The 15,587-nt window shown below is 70.3% G+C and carries 16 protein-coding genes; 8 read left to right on the forward strand and 8 right to left on the reverse strand.

What is annotated here, in order from left to right; all coding sequences use genetic code 11:
- Nucleotides 1-50: 50 nt before the first annotated feature.
- Nucleotides 51-1,391 carry an MFS transporter gene (locus tag OG736_RS15460; RefSeq protein ID WP_327182961.1) on the reverse strand — a complete coding sequence of 447 codons (1,341 nt, stop codon included), beginning with the start codon at nucleotides 1,389-1,391 and terminating at the stop codon, nucleotides 51-53.
- 135 nt (nucleotides 1,392-1,526) lie between these two features.
- Between OG736_RS15460 and OG736_RS15465 the strand changes: the two genes are divergently transcribed.
- A complete protein-coding gene (locus tag OG736_RS15465; RefSeq protein ID WP_327182962.1) occupies nucleotides 1,527-2,462 on the forward strand; it encodes a LysR family transcriptional regulator in 936 nt (311 codons plus the stop codon).
- 11 nt (nucleotides 2,463-2,473) lie between these two features.
- On the opposite strand, the gene OG736_RS15470 is transcribed toward OG736_RS15465, so the two are convergent.
- The 3 genes from OG736_RS15470 to OG736_RS15480 are packed head-to-tail and all read right to left on the reverse strand — an operon-like array spanning nucleotide 2,474 to nucleotide 5,062.
- A complete protein-coding gene (locus OG736_RS15470) occupies nucleotides 2,474-3,430 on the reverse strand; it encodes a UTP--glucose-1-phosphate uridylyltransferase (protein WP_327182963.1) in 957 nt (318 codons plus the stop codon).
- Nucleotides 3,430-4,026: a TetR/AcrR family transcriptional regulator gene (locus OG736_RS15475; RefSeq protein WP_327182964.1), complete on the reverse strand. Its 597-nt coding sequence runs from the start codon at nucleotides 4,024-4,026 to the stop codon at nucleotides 3,430-3,432. The genes OG736_RS15470 and OG736_RS15475 overlap by 1 nt, the downstream gene beginning before the upstream one ends.
- 25 nt (nucleotides 4,027-4,051) lie before the next feature.
- Nucleotides 4,052-5,062, reverse strand: coding sequence for an aldo/keto reductase (locus tag OG736_RS15480; protein WP_327182965.1), 1,011 nt, complete (start codon nucleotides 5,060-5,062; stop codon nucleotides 4,052-4,054).
- Between the two features lie 209 nt (nucleotides 5,063-5,271).
- On the opposite strand from OG736_RS15480, the gene OG736_RS15485 reads away from it, so the two are divergent.
- On the forward strand, nucleotides 5,272-6,384 hold the full coding sequence (locus OG736_RS15485) for an endonuclease/exonuclease/phosphatase family protein (RefSeq protein ID WP_327182966.1): 1,113 nt from the start codon (nucleotides 5,272-5,274) through the stop codon (nucleotides 6,382-6,384).
- Here the strand turns inward: OG736_RS15485 and OG736_RS15490 are convergent.
- Both OG736_RS15490 and OG736_RS15495 read right to left on the reverse strand, forming a co-directional pair.
- Nucleotides 6,363-6,566 carry a DUF397 domain-containing protein gene (locus tag OG736_RS15490; RefSeq protein WP_327182967.1) on the reverse strand — a complete coding sequence of 68 codons (204 nt, stop codon included), beginning with the start codon at nucleotides 6,564-6,566 and terminating at the stop codon, nucleotides 6,363-6,365. The genes OG736_RS15485 and OG736_RS15490 overlap by 22 nt on opposite strands.
- Complete coding sequence (locus OG736_RS15495; protein WP_327182968.1) at nucleotides 6,548-7,390, reverse strand: helix-turn-helix domain-containing protein; 843 nt, start codon at nucleotides 7,388-7,390, stop codon at nucleotides 6,548-6,550. Before OG736_RS15495 ends, OG736_RS15490 begins: the two co-directional genes overlap by 19 nt.
- 166 nt (nucleotides 7,391-7,556) lie before the next feature.
- On the opposite strand from OG736_RS15495, the gene OG736_RS15500 reads away from it, so the two are divergent.
- Nucleotides 7,557-7,946, forward strand: coding sequence for a hypothetical protein (locus OG736_RS15500; protein WP_327182969.1), 390 nt, complete (start codon nucleotides 7,557-7,559; stop codon nucleotides 7,944-7,946).
- Nucleotides 7,947-8,190: 244 nt separating this feature from the next.
- On the forward strand, nucleotides 8,191-9,162 hold the full coding sequence (locus OG736_RS15505) for an SGNH/GDSL hydrolase family protein (protein ID WP_327182970.1): 972 nt from the start codon (nucleotides 8,191-8,193) through the stop codon (nucleotides 9,160-9,162).
- 82 nt (nucleotides 9,163-9,244) lie between these two features.
- On the opposite strand, the gene OG736_RS15510 is transcribed toward OG736_RS15505, so the two are convergent.
- Nucleotides 9,245-10,627 carry a glycine--tRNA ligase gene (locus tag OG736_RS15510; protein WP_020127696.1) on the reverse strand — a complete coding sequence of 461 codons (1,383 nt, stop codon included), beginning with the start codon at nucleotides 10,625-10,627 and terminating at the stop codon, nucleotides 9,245-9,247.
- A gap of 173 nt (nucleotides 10,628-10,800) precedes the next feature.
- On the opposite strand from OG736_RS15510, the gene OG736_RS15515 reads away from it, so the two are divergent.
- From OG736_RS15515 to OG736_RS15530, 4 genes are read left to right on the forward strand one after another with little or no spacing between them, the layout of a single operon-like run.
- Nucleotides 10,801-11,760, forward strand: coding sequence for a metal ABC transporter substrate-binding protein (locus tag OG736_RS15515; RefSeq protein ID WP_327182971.1), 960 nt, complete (start codon nucleotides 10,801-10,803; stop codon nucleotides 11,758-11,760).
- A 17-nt stretch (nucleotides 11,761-11,777) separates the two neighbouring features.
- On the forward strand, nucleotides 11,778-12,629 hold the full coding sequence (locus OG736_RS15520; protein WP_327182972.1) for a metal ABC transporter ATP-binding protein: 852 nt from the start codon (nucleotides 11,778-11,780) through the stop codon (nucleotides 12,627-12,629).
- Nucleotides 12,629-13,531: a metal ABC transporter permease gene (locus OG736_RS15525; RefSeq protein WP_327182973.1), complete on the forward strand. Its 903-nt coding sequence runs from the start codon at nucleotides 12,629-12,631 to the stop codon at nucleotides 13,529-13,531. Before OG736_RS15520 ends, OG736_RS15525 begins: the two co-directional genes overlap by 1 nt.
- A 59-nt stretch (nucleotides 13,532-13,590) precedes the next feature.
- Entirely contained in the window at nucleotides 13,591-14,010 is a 420-nt protein-coding gene (locus OG736_RS15530; RefSeq protein ID WP_327182974.1) for a Fur family transcriptional regulator, read from the forward strand.
- Between the two features lie 141 nt (nucleotides 14,011-14,151).
- On the opposite strand, the gene OG736_RS15535 is transcribed toward OG736_RS15530, so the two are convergent.
- Nucleotides 14,152-15,507, reverse strand: coding sequence for a histidine-type phosphatase (locus OG736_RS15535; protein ID WP_327182975.1), 1,356 nt, complete (start codon nucleotides 15,505-15,507; stop codon nucleotides 14,152-14,154).
- Between the last annotated feature and the right edge of the window lie 80 nt (nucleotides 15,508-15,587).

Here is a 15,587-nt window from a genome sequence, read left to right on the forward strand (position 1 = left end):
CTGAGGCCATGGGGACGACGAAGGGAAATCGCACGCGAACTCACCGGGGCTCAGCCACGGGTCGGTGGCCGCTCGGACTCCGGCTCCGGCCTTGTCTCCTGCCCCTGCCCCCGTCCCGGCCCCGGTCCCGGCTCCGGCTCGGAAAGACGCGCCACCGTGCGACGCGGCAACAGCAGCGGGGTGGCCAGCAGGAGCACACCGGCCAGGCCGATGGCCGTACGCGGGCCGAGCAGGCCGCCGAGCACGCCCCAGACGGCGGTCAGGAGCGCGGTCGTGGCCTTGGTCGTCACCGCCCAGGCGGACAGTGTGCGGGCGACCCGGTCGGTCGCGGTGCGCTCGAGACGGTAGGTGGCGTACACGGGGTTGAAGACCCCGCAGCAGAAGATGAGCCCGAGCTCGACGCCCATCACCAGCAGCAGCCCGCCGGTGCCCGGCCCGAGGAATGCCAGGCCGACGGGCCAGATCGCGCGCAGTGCCCCCGACCCGACCAGGACCTGGCGCTGCCCGAACCGGGTGACGAGCGGCCGGGCCAGCCGCGAACCGAGCAGCCCGCCGATCGCGGGTGCGGCGAAGGCGAGGCCGTACTGCCACGGTGCGAAGCCGAGCCGGCCGAGCATCAGGACGGTCAGCAGCGGCTGGGTGGCCATCACCAGGCCGTTGAACAGGGCGGTGTTGAAGAACAGGGGACGCAGTGTCGCGTCGGCGAGGATGTACCGCCAGCCGTCGAGCAGGTCCCCGGCCCGCATCCGCGCGGCCTCCCGACGCTCGGTCGGCGGCTCGTGCCCGCCCATCGCGCGCAGGCCCAGGGCCGAGAGCAGGTAGCTGACCGCGTCGGCCACCACCGTCGCCACCGGACCGAGGAGCCCGATCGCCACGCCGCCCAGCGGCGGGCCGATGATCGTGGTCGTCCAGGTGGTGGACTCGAACCGGGCGTTGGCCACGAGCAGGTCCTCGGCCGGCAGCAGTGTCTTCAGGTAGGCGCCGGAGGCGGCACGGAAGGTGATGTCGGCCGCCGCGACGACGACCGAGACCAGCAGGAGCTGAAGGAAGGTGAGGACGCCGCACGCGAACGCGGCGGGGATCGTCAGCAGCGCCGCGCACCGCACCAGGTCCATCGCGATCAGCACCGGCCGCTTACGGCGGAACTCCACCCACGGGCCGAGCGGCACCGCCACGACCGCGCCCACCGCGGCCCCCACGGAGGCGAGCGCGGCGACCTCGGCCGGTCCGGCGTCCAGCACCTGGACGGCGATCAGCGGGAACGCGCCGAAGGCGAGCCAGGTGCCGAGCGCACTGGTCCCGTACGCTCCCCAGAGCCACCCGAACCGCCGCCCCAGCCGATGCCCGGGCAGATGTCCGCGCAACTCGCCCAGCCGGTGCCCGCTCCTCATGCCCGCCGCCCCTCGCCCCTCATCCGCACAACCGATCCGCGTCCGGAAGCATCAAAGCGAGCACCCCACCCGGGGATCAAACAACCACAGGACCCTGCAACCACAACCACCGGTTGTATCCATAGGGTGTCCGCCATGGATCTCGACACCGTCCGGACCTTCGTCGTCGCCGCCGACGCGGGGCAGTTCCAGGAGGCCGCCGCCGAGCTGGCGATCACCCAGCAGGCCGTCTCCAAGCGGATCGCCGCGCTGGAGCGCAACCTCGGGGTGCGGCTGTTCACCCGCACCCCGCGTGGCGCCGAACTCACCATCGACGGGCAGGCGTTCCTGCCCCACGCACGCGAGCTGCTGCGCGTCACCGAGCGCGCGGTCGCGTCCGTGCGCACCGGCCACCGTCCGCTGCGGGTCGACGTGATCGCCTCACGCGGCGCGGCGACGGGTCTGATGCGCGGCTTCCACCGCGCACACCCCGAGATCGACCTCGACGTGGTGATGCTGTTCGACATCGAGAGGGCCGTCGCCGCCATCCGGTCCGGTGCGATCGACGCGTCCTTCCGCGCCGTCGCCGCGCCCGGCCGGCCGCTGCCCGAGGACATCGCGTCCGTCCGGGTGCTCGACGAGCCGCTCCAGCTCCTCACCGGCTCCGCGCACGCGCTGGCGGGCGCCCGGTCGGTGCCCCTGGCCCAGCTCGCCGGGCACCGGATCTGGATGCCCGGCCTCGCCCCCGGAACCGAGTGGACCGCCTACTACGACGACCTCGTCGCCGAGTTCGGCCTCACCATCGAGGCGACCGGCCCCAACTTCGGCTCCGACGCCCTTCTCGACACCATCGCCGACACCCCGGCCCTGGCCACCTTCATGGGCGGACAGACCCGTCTCGTCTGGCCCACCGGCCACGGCCTGCGCCTCATCCCGGTGACCGACCCGACGCCCGTCTATCCGCACTCGCTCCTGTGGCACCGGGACAACCCCCACCCGGCGCTGGCCACCCTCCGCGCCCACCTCGACGCCACGGCGGCCGGCCACGACGACGCCGGGACCTGGGCGCCGGGCTGGGTGCTTCCTCGTTGAACCGGCCGCGTCTACTCGAGCGGGAACGGACCTGATCGTTCTTCGGTCGGTGCGAGGGAAGCGGCTCGGTCGCCGCGGGCGTCGAGGTCGCTGACCAGACCCCGCAGCACCGGCCCGTACTCGGGATGGGCCAGGGCGTGGGCCAGCTGGGCGACGAGGTAGTCGGCCGGGTTGCCGGTGTCGTACCAGCGGCCCTGGATGACCTGGCCGTACACCGCGCGGCCGCGGGCGTAGGCGTTGATGGCGTCGGTCAGGTAGATCTCACCGGTCCGGTGCTCGTACCAGCGGCGGGTCTGCTCGCGCAGTTCGTCGATGATGCCGGGGGTGACGACATAGCCGCCGATGGCCGCGTACGCCGACGGTGCCCGCGCGGGGTCGGGTTTCTCGACGAGGCCGGTGATGCGCAGGGTCCCGTCGCCGAGGTCCTCCTTGACGACGGGGACGCCGTAGCGCTGGGAGTCGGCGGGGTCCATCGGCAGCAGGGCGAGCACCGGGCAGCCGGTCTGCTCGTAGGCGCGGATCAGTTGCTGGGCGCGGGGGGTCTCGGCGACGAAGACGTCGTCGGGCCAGAGGACCAGGACCGGCTCGTCCCCGAAGGAGCGGGCGGCGTTGAGCACCGGCGTGCCGTTCCCGTACGGACCGCGCTGGTCCAGGTAGGTGATGTGGCCCTTGCGGGCCAGCTCGGCGACCTCCTCGACCGCGTCCGCGTAGGCCGTCCTGCCGTCGGCGCGGAGCTGCTCGACGAGGCCCGGGTTGGGGCGGAAGTGGTCCTGGATCAGGCTCTTGCCGCCGGATACGACGATGGTGATGTCGGTGATGCCCGAGTCCACCAGCTCGCGCACGGTGTGCTCGATCACCGGCTTGTCGCCGACCGGGAGCATCTCCTTCGGGATCGCCTTCGTGAGGGGCAGCAGCCGCGAGCCCAGGCCGGCGGCGGGGATCACGGCCCGGCGGATCGTCGGGGCCATCAGAGCGTCCCCCGCAGCCCGCGCACCAGCAGGTCCACCAGCGCCGTGAAGTCCTCCTGCGCCCCCGGTCGCTCCCACACCCGGTGGTAGCCGGGGTCGTGGAAGCGGCCGGTGGCATGGAAGACGGCGCGGGCGGTGGTCCCCGGGTCGGGGACGGCGAAGTCGCCCGCCGCCACTCCCGCCTCGATGATCCGGGTGAGCTGGCCGGTCAGGTCGGCGAGGTGCTCGCCGACCACCTCGCCGGTCTCCCCGGTCAGCACCATGTAGGTGGCGAACAGCTCGGGGTCGTCGCCCGCCTTGCGCCGCTTGGCCTCGAAGAGGGCCGCGAGCCAGTCACGCAGCCGGGCCTGCGGGGCGCGCGTCTCGTCGGCGGTGATGGCGGAGAGGGACTCGGACGTACGGTCCAGCCACCGCTTCGTGACCGCCTCGCGCAGCGCCGCCTTCGTCCGGAAGTGCCGGTAGACGCTGCCGTGACTGACGCCGAGCGCGCGCGCCACGTCGACCACGGTGGCCTTGGCCGGGCCGTGGCGGCGCAGCACCTCCTCGGTCGCCTCGAGGATGCGCTCGGCGGTCAGGGTCTCGGTGGTCGGTGACATGCTCAGACCGTACCCGGAGAGCGGGTCAGCGCTCGCTGTCGAGGTGGGCCATCGCGGCGGCCGAGTAGCGTTCACCGGCGGCCGCGTCGGCCGGGACGGCGTCCTCGATCGCGGCGAGGTCGGCGGCCTCCAGGACGACGTCCAGCGCGCCCAGCGACTCCGCCAGCCGCTCCCTGGTCCGGGCACCGACCAGCGGCACGATGTCCTCGCCCTGGGCCAGCACCCAGGCGATCGCGATCTGCGCGACGGAGACGCCCTTCTGCTCGGCGATCTTCCGCAGGGCCTCCACCAGGTTCAGGTTGTGCTGGAGGTTGTCGCCCTGGAACCGCGGCGAGTAGAGCCGGAAGTCGTTCGCGGCGAGCTTGCGGTCGGGGGTGAAGTGCCCGGAGATCAGCCCGCGCGACAGCACGCCGTACGCCGTGATGGAGATCCCCAGCTCCCGGGTGACCGGCAGGATCGACCGCTCGATGCCCCGCGAGATCAGCGCGTACTCGATCTGCAGGTCGGCGATCGGCGCGGTGGCGGCGGCCCTGCGGATGGTCTCGGCGCCGACCTCGCTGAGGCCGATGTGCCGGACGTACCCCTTCTCGACCAGCTCGGCGATCGCGCCGACCGTCTCCTCGATCGGTACGTCGGGGTCGAGCCGGGCGATGCGGTAGACGTCGATGTGGTCGACGCCCAGGCGCTGGAGGGAGTAGGCGGCGAAGTTCTTCACGGCCGCCGGGCGGCCGTCGTAGCCGCTCCAGCCGCCGTCCGGGTCGCGCAGGGCGCCGAACTTCACGCTCACCTGTGCCTGTTCGCGGCGGGCCGCGGGTGCGGAGCGCAGCGCTTCGCCGATCAGCAGCTCGTTGTGGCCCATGCCGTAGAAGTCGCCGGTGTCCAGCAGCGTCACGCCGGCCTCGAGGGCGGCGTGGATCGTCGCGATCCCCTCGGTCCGGTCCGCGTCGCCGTACAGCGCGGACATGCCCATACAGCCGAGGCCGAGGGCGGAGACCTGGGGACCGGTGGTGCCGAGGGAACGGGTTCGCATCGTCATGCCCACCAGCCTGGCATGACAGCTGACAGATTTCAACATCTGTCAGCTGTCATCTGTCATCCGCCATCTGTCATTCCATGTCTGTCATTCACCGTCCGCCCGGTCGACGGGCCGTGCACACCGAGGACAATGAGAGATGTCGGTGCGCAGTCACCTCGGCGGCGCCTGCCGCCGACCGAGCGGCCCTTCGCGCCGCCATGGAGGCTGCCATGAGCATCCGCATCGCCACCTTCAACATGGAGAACCTCTTCCGCCGACCCACGGCCTTCCGCATCGAGGATCCGGTGCAGCGCAAGGAGATCCTCGACGACTTCGTCGCACTGACCGCCCTCCTCGATCTTCCGACGTACGAGGACACGGACAAGACGAAGATCGAACGGATCATCAAGAAGCACCGGGCGTACGAGATCGACCCGAAGGACCCGCCGCCGATCTTCATCAACCAGTCCCGACCGGTCAAAGAGTCCAGGCTGTTCAACAAGTCCGGATCGGGAAAGGACACCGTCATCAAGGTCACGGCCGCAGGCCGCGCCTCGTGGTCCGGCTGGGCCGAACTGGGCCAGGACGACCTCGACCTGGACGTGGTGCGCAACACCGGCCGGGTGGTCTCGGAGGTCGACGCCGACATCATGCTCACGGTGGAGGTCGAGAACCGACTGGCCCTGGAGCGCTTCAACACACAGGTGCTGGCCGGAGCTCTCGACCGGCGGCCGTACCCCTACGCCCTGCTGATCGACGGCAACGACCCCCGGGGCATCGACATCGGGATCTTCAGCCGGTACCCGATCACGTCCATCCGGACCCACCTCTTCGAAACCAACCCGGACCGCCCCAGCCAGCGCCTCTTCAGCCGCGACTGCCCCGAGTTCGAGATCCAGCTCAACGGCACGCCCTTGGTGATCCTCGGCAACCACCTGAAGAGCAAGTCCCAGGACGACCCGGAGCTGCGGCTGGCCCAGGCGAAGCGGGTCGCGGAGATCTACCGCGCCGCGCTGGAGCGCACCCCGCACGTCATCGTCGCCGGTGACCTCAACGACCACCCGACCAGCGACGCGGCAGCGGCGCTGGAGGGCGCCGGGCTGCGGGACGTGATGAGCCACCGCTCGTATCGCGGGCTGCCCGGCACGTTCGGGGAGTGCAAGAACGCGCGGGACAAGTTCGACTACCTGCTGCTGTCACCGGAGGTGTGGCAGGAAGTGCAGCAGGTCGGCCTCGAGACACGTGGCATCTTCGCGGACGGCATCAAGCCCTTCGACACCGTGACCTCGGAAGCCAACGCCGCCTCCGACCACGCGGCGCTCTACATGGACGTGGACCTGTAGGCGCCGACGAAGCGGCCCCAGGCTTCCGCACCGAACGCCAACACCCCTCGGGCGGGGTCTTTGCTGTCCCGGACCGGGACGAGGGAGGGGTGGTGGTCGGCGACTTCGAGGCACTCGCCGCCGCTTGAGTTGCTGTAGGAGCTCTTGCGCCAACTGACACTGCTCAGGTCGATGGCTCGCACGGCATTTCCTCCAACATCCGCAAGATGAACGTCCGTGACTCGGCCGGGTTCAGCGCCAGGTCACGTACCGCATCATAAGTGCGGTGCAGGCCCTCAACCCTGCTTGATTCCTCGATCAGTTCACCCCGCAGGTCGTTCTCGGTGTAAGCCACGGTCCGGCCTTCGGCGAGGCGCAGGAACATCATGGCGCTGCCGTCCAGGGCATGCAGCCCCTTGCCGAACGGCAGCACATGGATGGTGATGGCGGGACGCTCCGCGGCCTCCACCAAGTACTCCAACTGCCGTCGCCATTCACCCGGGTCGCGCAGGGTGTTGCGCAGAACCGCCTCGGAAAGGATCGCGCGGAACGGTGGCGCGTCGGGTTCATCCAGCACCTTCCGTCGACCGACGCGGGCCTCGACCTGCTGCTCCAGTTCTTCATCCTTGAGACCGCCCGCCGCGAGCGCTTCCCGTGCGTATCCAGGCGTCTGAAGCAGCCCCGGCGGCCTGCTCACGCTGTAGTGCCACAGGCCCACCGCCTCAGCCTCCAGCGACATGTACCGCCGATATTGCTCCAGGAACTGCGAGGTGTCGGAGACCGCCAACTCCCATAACGCCAGCAGCAATCCCGGTGTCCCGTAGTACTGATCGAGCGCCTGGGCGACCTCCGGGCTGCCCAACGTGCGCCCCGTTTCCAGCTTGCCGAACTGAGACGGATCCCAGCCGACGACCTCGGCCAGCTTTTGCAGACTCACGCGCTTCTCGTGCCGCAGAAACCGCAGCTCCTCCGCGAACCGTTGCCGCGGCTCCTGGCTCCGGCCCGTGATCACCCGCCTCGGCGGCATCGCACCCTCCCTGGAATTTATGGAACTAACGCCGCCGAACACCGAAGAACCCCACGTCAGCGGCGTGCCGATCCCGATCTCGGGCCATCCTGACGACGACCCCCACCACGCAGAGTAGCCCAACTGTCACAATTGGTATGTAAGTTGGGTGAAAGGAGCGAAAGACATGCACGACACGCAGCACGAGCCGGGCGCCCTGCTCTACGACCCCGCGACGGACAAGGTCGGCGAGTACCAGGACCGGTCCGGGCCCTACGCGATGCTGCGGCCCGTCGGTGGCGGCCGGGAGTGGCAGGCCGACCCGGCGACACTGCGGCCGGCGACCGCCGAGGAGCGACTGAGCGCGGGCGTACGGGCGGCGAACCGGCGCGCACGGACCGACGCGCCGTTCATGGTCGGCATCGGCACGCCCCGTCCGCCCGCCCCGGAGCCCGACTGCGCCGAGTGCGAGGACCTGGGGTCGCGTCGGGAGAGCGCCCGAGCCGCGCACGACTGGAGCGCGGAGACCGACGCGAACGTGCTGCTGCGCGGCCATCGGCGAGAACGGCACGAGTGACCACGAACAGGCCACGCAGACACAGAGCGTGATCGTGCAGCACCGCTCACCCATCGGGCCGGAACGGGCCGACGCCGATCACACGTCGCCGACATACCGAACCCGTCCGTTCACAGCGCGCCGTGCGCGCCCCGCGCCCGGCCCTGAACTCCACCTCCTGTAACTGTCCGCATTGGATCTAGTGCGTTGAGTAATCAGCCTCATAGGGTCAAAGCGTCGCCAACACCGCATCCTTGGAGGATTCGTGGCAAGGTTCCGCACTCGACTGGCCCTGCTCGGTTCGGCCGCGGCTCTCACCGCCGGCGCCCTCGCTCCCGCACAACCCGCCGGGGCGCAACCCGCCGCCGCGGCGTCCTACGAGTGGGTCGCCCTGGGCGACTCCTACACCGCCGGAGTCATCCCGGCGGCGGGCGAAACCTTCGAAGTCCCCCGGGACGGCTGCGAGCGCACCGCCCTGTCCTACCCGCAGGTCATCGACCGTGACCTCGGCTCGCTGATCGAGCTGACCAACGTCAGCTGCGGAGCCGCCACCATCGAGGACGTCACCTTCAACGCCCAGCATCCGATCGGCCGCCACCTGCCGCCCCTCTCCGAGGACCCGGACTACCCGTTCCCCCCGGTGCCTCCCCAGTCCCAGGCGGTTCGCTCCGGCACCGACGTGGTCACCGTCGGCGTGGGCGGCAACACTCTCGGATTCGCCCAGATCCTCTTCACGTGCCTTCAGCTGGGCGACGGCAGCGGTGGCGTGGGCACGCCGTGCCGGGACGACCTCGCCGACAACATCCCCGGCCGACTCGCCAAGGTGAGCGGGGACTACGACGACATGCTCGCCACCCTCCACGAGCGCGCCCCGCACGCCAAGATCGTGACCGTCGGCTACCCCACGGTCATCCCGGAGGACACCTCCAGGTGCCGGTACAACGACTGGGAGCAGTTCGCCTCGATCACCCCGGGAGACCTGGACTGGCTGCGCGACGACGTCCTGGGGCCGCTCAACGCGACCATCGAGAAGAGGGCCGGTGAGCACGGCGACGCGTTCGTCGACCTCGCCCCCTCCACCCGGAACCACAGCGTCTGCGACGCGGGCCGCTGGGTGGAGGGCGTGTTCAGCACCTTCCCGAGCGAGGTGGCCTTCGTGCACCCCAACTCCAAGGGCCACAAGAACGCCGCCGATCACGTCTCCGCGGCCATCCTGAACGCCTTGGGCGTGAACTGACCCGCACGCACACGGCGCGAGGCCGGCCCCGACGGGGAGTACCCGTCGGGGCCGGCCTCGATGCGCCGGGTGCCGCGGGCGGCTACGCGCCGATCAGGCGGCCGGCGAGGTAGCTCTCGATCTGGTCGAGGGAGACCCGCTCCTGCTTCATCGAGTCACGCTCGCGGACGGTGACCGCGTTGTCGTCCAGGGTGTCGAAGTCGACGGTCACGCAGTACGGCGTGCCGATCTCGTCCTGGCGGCGGTAGCGGCGGCCGATGGCGCCGGCGTCGTCGAACTCGATGTTCCAGTTCTGGCGCAGCGCGGCGGCGAGGCCCTTGGCCTTGGGCGACAGCTCCGGGTTGCGGGACAGCGGCAGGACCGCGACCTTCACCGGGGCCAGGCGGTGGTCGAGACGCAGAACGGTCCGCTTCTCCAGCTTGCCCTTGGCGTTGGGCGCCTCGTCCTCGATGTAGGCGTCGAGGAGGAAGGCCAGCATCGCGCGGCCGACACCGGCCGCGGGCTCGATGACGTAGGGGGTCCAGCGTTCCTGGGCCTCCTGGTCGAAGTAGGAGAGGTCCTGGCCGGAGGCCTTGGCGTGGGCGGAGAGGTCGAAGTCCGTGCGGTTGGCGACACCCTCCAGCTCGCCCCACTCGTTGCCGCCGAACTGGAAGCGGTACTCGATGTCAGCGGTGCGCTTGGAGTAGTGGGAGAGCTTCTCCTTGGGGTGGTCGTACCACCGCATGTTCTCCTCGCGCAGGCCCAGGCCGGTGTACCAGTTCCAGCGCTGCTCCATCCAGTACTCCTGCCACTTCTCGTCCTCGCCCGGCTTGACGAAGAACTCCATCTCCATCTGCTCGAACTCGCGGGTGCGGAAGATGAAGTTGCCGGGCGTGATCTCGTTGCGGAAGGACTTGCCCATCTGCGCGATGCCGAACGGCGGCTTGCGGCGCGAAGTGGTCTGCACCTGGGCGAAGTTGGTGAAGATGCCCTGGGCGGTCTCGGGGCGCAGGTAGGCGATGGAGCCGGTGTCCTGCGTGGGGCCGAGGTGGGTGGAGAGCAGACCCGAGAACTGCTTGGGCTCGGTGAACTGGCCCTTGTTGCCGCAGTTGGGGCAGTTCACGTCCGCCAGGCCGTTCTCCGGCAGGCGGTGGTGCTTGGCCTCGTACGCCTCTTCCAGGTGGTCCGCGCGGAACCGCTTGTGGCAGGAGGTGCACTCGGTCAGCGGGTCGGAGAAAGTGGCGACGTGGCCGGAGGCCACCCAGACCTCGGGGGCCAGGATGACGGACGAGTCGATACCGACCACGTCCTCGCGCGACGTCACCATGTAGCGCCACCACTGGCGCTTCAGGTTCTCCTTGAGCTCGACACCCAGCGGTCCGTAGTCCCAGGCGGCCTTCTGGCCGCCGTAGATCTCACTGCACGGGAATACGAAGCCACGGCGCTTGCTCAGGCTGACGATGGTGTCGATCTTGTCGGCGGCCACGGTGCTCTCTTCATAACGACGACGGGCGGCGAAGCGAGATGCGCTTCCAGAGAAGACTTCAGGGTACCGGCGGGGACTCCCCCTCGACCAAATCGGATCCCTACCCAGACCCTTACCCAGCCGTTACCAGGCCTTGTTGACAACGGTTTCCATATTTGTTGAAAATGACTGTCATGAACGTACGACGACGACTCATATCCGGCACCGCGGTCGCGGCGGTCACGGCCCTCGGCCTCGGCACCCTCTCCGCCTGCTCCTCCGACAGCGCGGCCGCGACCAACACGGACAAGTTCGACGTCGTCGCGTCGTTCTACCCGATGGCCTTCCTCGCCGAGCAGATAGGCGGGGACCATGTGAACGTCACCAGCCTCACCGAGCCCGGCCAGGAGCCGCACGACCTGGAGATCAGCGCCAAGCAGACCGCCGCGCTCCAGGAGTCCGACGCGGTGCTCTACCTCAAGGACCTCCAGCCCTCCGTCGACGACGCGGTGGCCCAGTCCGAGATCAAGACCAAGATCGACGCTGCCTCCCTCACCACGCTGGAGAAGCACGGCAACGAAGTCGGCGGCCATGCGGCCGAGCACGACGACCACGAGAACGAGGAGCTGTCCGGCCTCGACCCGCACATCTGGCTCGACCCGGTGCGCTACTCCCAGGTCGCCGAGGGCGTCGGCAAGGCCTTCGAGAAGGCCGACCCGGACCACGCGGCGGACTACAAGACGAACACCGCAGCCCTCGTGAAGAAGCTCGACGCCCTGAACACACAGTTCAAGGACGGGCTGGCGAACACCAGGACCAAGGTCTTCGTCACCACGCACGCCGCCTTCGGCTACCTCGCCGAGCGCTACGGCCTGACCGAGGAGGCCATCAACGGCCTCGACCCCGAGTCGGAGCCCAGCGCCGCCCGCGTGAAGGAGCTTGAGAAGATGGCGAAGGCCGACGGCGTCACGACCGTGTTCTACGAGACGCTCGTCAGCGACAAGACCGCGAAGACCATCGCCTCCGACGCGAACCTCAAGACCGACGTCCTCGACCCGATCGAGGGCATCACGAAGAAGTCCCGGGGCACGGACTACTTCTCGGTCCAGGAGGCGAACCTCAAGGCGCTGAAGACAGCCCTGGGAACGAAGTGATCTCTACGGAGGGCGTCATGGACGCGAGCGTCACCGGCGCGAAGGCCGAATCCGTCTCAGCGGAGTCCGTATCGCCGGAGTCCGTCTCAGCGGAGTCCGCATCGTCGGAGTCCGTCATCTCCCTGCGCGGTGTGCGCGCCGAGCTGGGCTCGCGCCCGGTCCTGCGGGGCATCGACCTCACCGTGCGGCGCGGTGAGGTCGTCGCCCTGCTCGGCGCGAACGGCTCGGGCAAGTCGACCGCCGTACGCAGCGTGATCGGGCAGGTCCCGGTCAGCGCCGGGGAGATCGAGCTGTTCGGTACCCCGCAGCGCCGGTTCCGGGACTGGGCGCGGATCGGATACGTCCCGCAGCGCACGACGGCCGCCGGCGGGGTCCCGGCCACGGTGACGGAGATCGTCTCCTCGGGCCGGCTCTCCCGCACCCGCTTCGGCGTCTTCCGCAAGGCCGACCGGGAGGCCGTACGGCACGCCCTGGACCTCGTGGGCATGGCCGACCGGGCCAGGGACAACGTCGACGCCCTCTCAGGCGGCCAGCACCAGCGCGTGCTCATCGCCCGCGCGCTGGCCGCCGAACCCGAACTGCTGATCATGGACGAGCCGATGGCGGGCGTCGACCTGGCCAGCCAGGAGGTCCTGGCGCGGACCCTGCGGGACCAGGTCGCGGCCGATACGACGGTCCTCCTCGTCCTGCACGAACTGGGCCCCCTGGAGCCCCTGATCGACCGGGCGGTCGTCCTGCGCGACGGCTGCGTCCAGCACGACGGCCCGCCCCCGCGCGCCCTCGGCCAGCACGCGCTGCCCGGCCACGACCACGTACACCCGCACGCACCCGCGGGCGCCGAACCGATCCGCACGGGACTGCTGAGCTGATGGACTTCCTGAACTACGCCTTCATGCAGCGGGCGCTGCTGGCCGCCGTCCTGGTCGGCATCACGGCCCCCGCCGTCGGCATCTACCTCGTCCAGCGCCGCCAGGCCCTCATGGGCGACGGCATCGGCCATGTCGCGATGACCGGTGTCGGCCTGGGCTTCCTGCTGTCCTGGTCCCCGGTGTGGATGGCCACCGCCGTCTCGGTCCTGGGCGCGGTGACCATGGAACTGATCCGCTGGTACGGCAGAACCCGCGGCGACATCGCCCTCGCCATGCTCTTCTACGGCGGTATGGCCGGCGGCGTGATGTTCATCAACCTCGCGCCGGGCGGCTCGAACGCCAACCTGACGTCGTACCTGTTCGGATCGCTGTCCACCGTCTCCGAGTCGGACGTCACCGCGATCTGCCTGCTCGCGGCCTTCGTGGTCGTCGTCACCCTGGGCCTGCGCCGCCAGCTCTTCGCGGTCAGCCAGGACGAGGAGTTCGCCCGGGTGACCGGCCTGCCGGTCCGCGCGCTGAACCTGCTGACGGCGATCACGGCGGCGGTCACCGTGACGGTGGCGATGCGGGTGGTCGGCCTGCTGCTGGTGTCGGCCCTGATGGTGGTCCCGGTGGCCGCGGCCCAGCAGCTCAGCCGCAGCTTCGCCGCCACCTTCGCGATCGCGGTGGCGATCGGCGTGACGGTGACCATCGGCGGCACGGTCACCTCGTACTACCAGGACGTCCCGCCCGGTGCGACGATCGTGCTGCTGACCATCGCCGCGTTCATCGCGCTGAGCGTGCTGGCCGCTCCGCTGGCCCGCCGCCGCGCACGCGCCCTGGCGGCGGCCCAACCCGCCGGCGATCCGGCGGAGTGCGCGATTCCCGCCACCCGGGCGGCGGGGGACGAGGTCGGCGTCTGACCGCGCACAGCCCGGGCTGGCACAATGGCCCGGCAAGCCGCAGACGTGAGGAGGCAACGGTGACAACCGCTGGACCGCCCGTGAAGGGCCGTTCCACCCGGCAGCGTGCCGCCGTGGCGGCGGCGCTCGACGAGGTCGACGAGTTCCGCAGCGCCCAGGATCTGCACGACATGCTCAAGCACAAGGGCGACTCGGTGGGCCTGACCACCGTCTACCGCACCCTCCAGTCCCTCGCCGACGCGGGCGAGGTCGACGTCCTGCGCACCTCGGACGGCGAGTCGGTGTACCGCCGGTGCTCCACCGGCGAGCACCACCACCACCTCGTCTGCCGCGTCTGCGGCAAGGCCGTGGAGGTGGAGGGACCGGCGGTGGAGACGTGGGCCGAGGCCATCGCCGCGGAACACGGCTACGTCAACGTGGCCCACACGGTGGAGATCTTCGGCACGTGTTCCGACTGCGCGGGTGCCTCCGGCGGCTGAGCGGGTGTGCGGTGCGGGTCGGGTGGGGTCGCCGGCCCCTGGGGCTGCGCCCCCAGACCCCCGCTTCCGGCCCTGAAGGGGCCTCGTCCTCAAGCGCCGGACGGGCTGGAAGCAGCCGGCCGGGGCTGAGAACTCATCGCCTCACGGCCGGCCGAAGCACTTCTCCAACTCGTCCAGGTCGTAGAACTTGCTGCCCTTGGACATCGGGGTGCAGGCGGCCTTGAAGGGCGTCTCCTGCTCGTTGTAGAGCATGCGGACCAGGAACCGGCCGTTCTTCTCGTAGACGTCCCACTGGATGTTCGAGCCCAGCGGTGCCACCGTCGCGCCCCGCCACGGGTTCGAGGCGTAGGTGTACGGCCGGGCCGCGGTGACCGGCTTCGTGCTGCCGGGCAGGCCCATCAGGGCGGCCAGCGGGATGATCTCCTCGGCGTGGGTGAAGCGGAGTTCGGCGCCCAGCGTGCTGGTGCCGGACCGCTTGGCCTCCACCTGCCGGAAGAAGTCGTCGAGCAGGACGTCCGCCATCTTGTAAGTGATGTCGCTGTCGGCGAAGCCGGGACCCTTCTCGTAGAAGTCCTCGGCGTCGCTCAGGTACCCGAACCAGGCGGCGTCGGAGGTGGAGAGGTACCGCTGCATCCCCCAGCCCTTCCCGCCCGGGCTCTCCTCGCTCATCGCGGGGGCGATGGCGTACAGGTTGTAGACCGCCTGGGCCGCGGCGACCCGGTCGGCGTCGGCGAGCCGATCGACGAAGGCGGGCTTGAAGAGGCGCCGCAGGACGCTGTACGCGGCCCGGTGGGTCTTCGGCTGGTCGGTGATCTTCGTCAGGGTGTCCGCGAGGCGCTGGTCGTTCGCGATGTAGTCGCGGTAGGCCGCGCCGCCGTCGGCCTTGTGGAAGTAGAGCAGGTCCTTGTCGGTGCGGGTCGCGCCGATCAGCGGTCCGAGAGCCGGGTCGGCGTCGGCGAGGGCGCCCGCGTACAGGTCGGCGCTGTCGGTGGCCCGGCCCTGGCCGGAGCTGACGACGTCGATCTTCTCGCCGTCACGCGCGATCCCGGCGAAGAGGGAGGGCAGCCGGGCGGCCGTGCGGGCGGCCGTGTCCTGGATCTCCTCCTTGCCGAGGCCGCTCAGGTTGCCGTAGCCGACCTTCGCCATGGCGGCCTGGAGGGCGCGCACCTTCGGGCCGAACTCCTCACCCTTGCCGGTGAGTTGGCCCGCGGCCTCGGCCTTGTCCCAGAGGGCGAGGATCAGGTCGCCGTCCTCGCTGTCGGTGGCGGAGCGGGAGCCGTGCCGGGAGACGTTCTCCGTGAAGACGGGGGTGAAGCCGGCCGGCGGCCGCTGGTAGGAGCGTGCGCTCTGCTCGGGCGCATAGGTGGCTTTCGTGCCGTAGCTGTCGCGGTGCGCGAGGTGCGTGCCGGATCCGCCGGTGTCGGCGGCGTGGGCGGGCAGCGCGGTGAGCACCAGCGCGCCGAGGGCGGTGGCGAGGGCGGGGGTGACGCGGTTCATGTGCGGGCCGTTTCAGCGAGCGGGAGACCGGGATCGGACTGATCTCCCGCAGCGTCGACGGGCCGGGTGAACGCACGGGG

The sequence above is a fragment of the Streptomyces sp. NBC_01334 genome (assembly GCF_035983595.1).
Classification (GTDB): Bacteria; Actinomycetota; Actinomycetes; order Streptomycetales; family Streptomycetaceae; genus Streptomyces; species Streptomyces coriariae.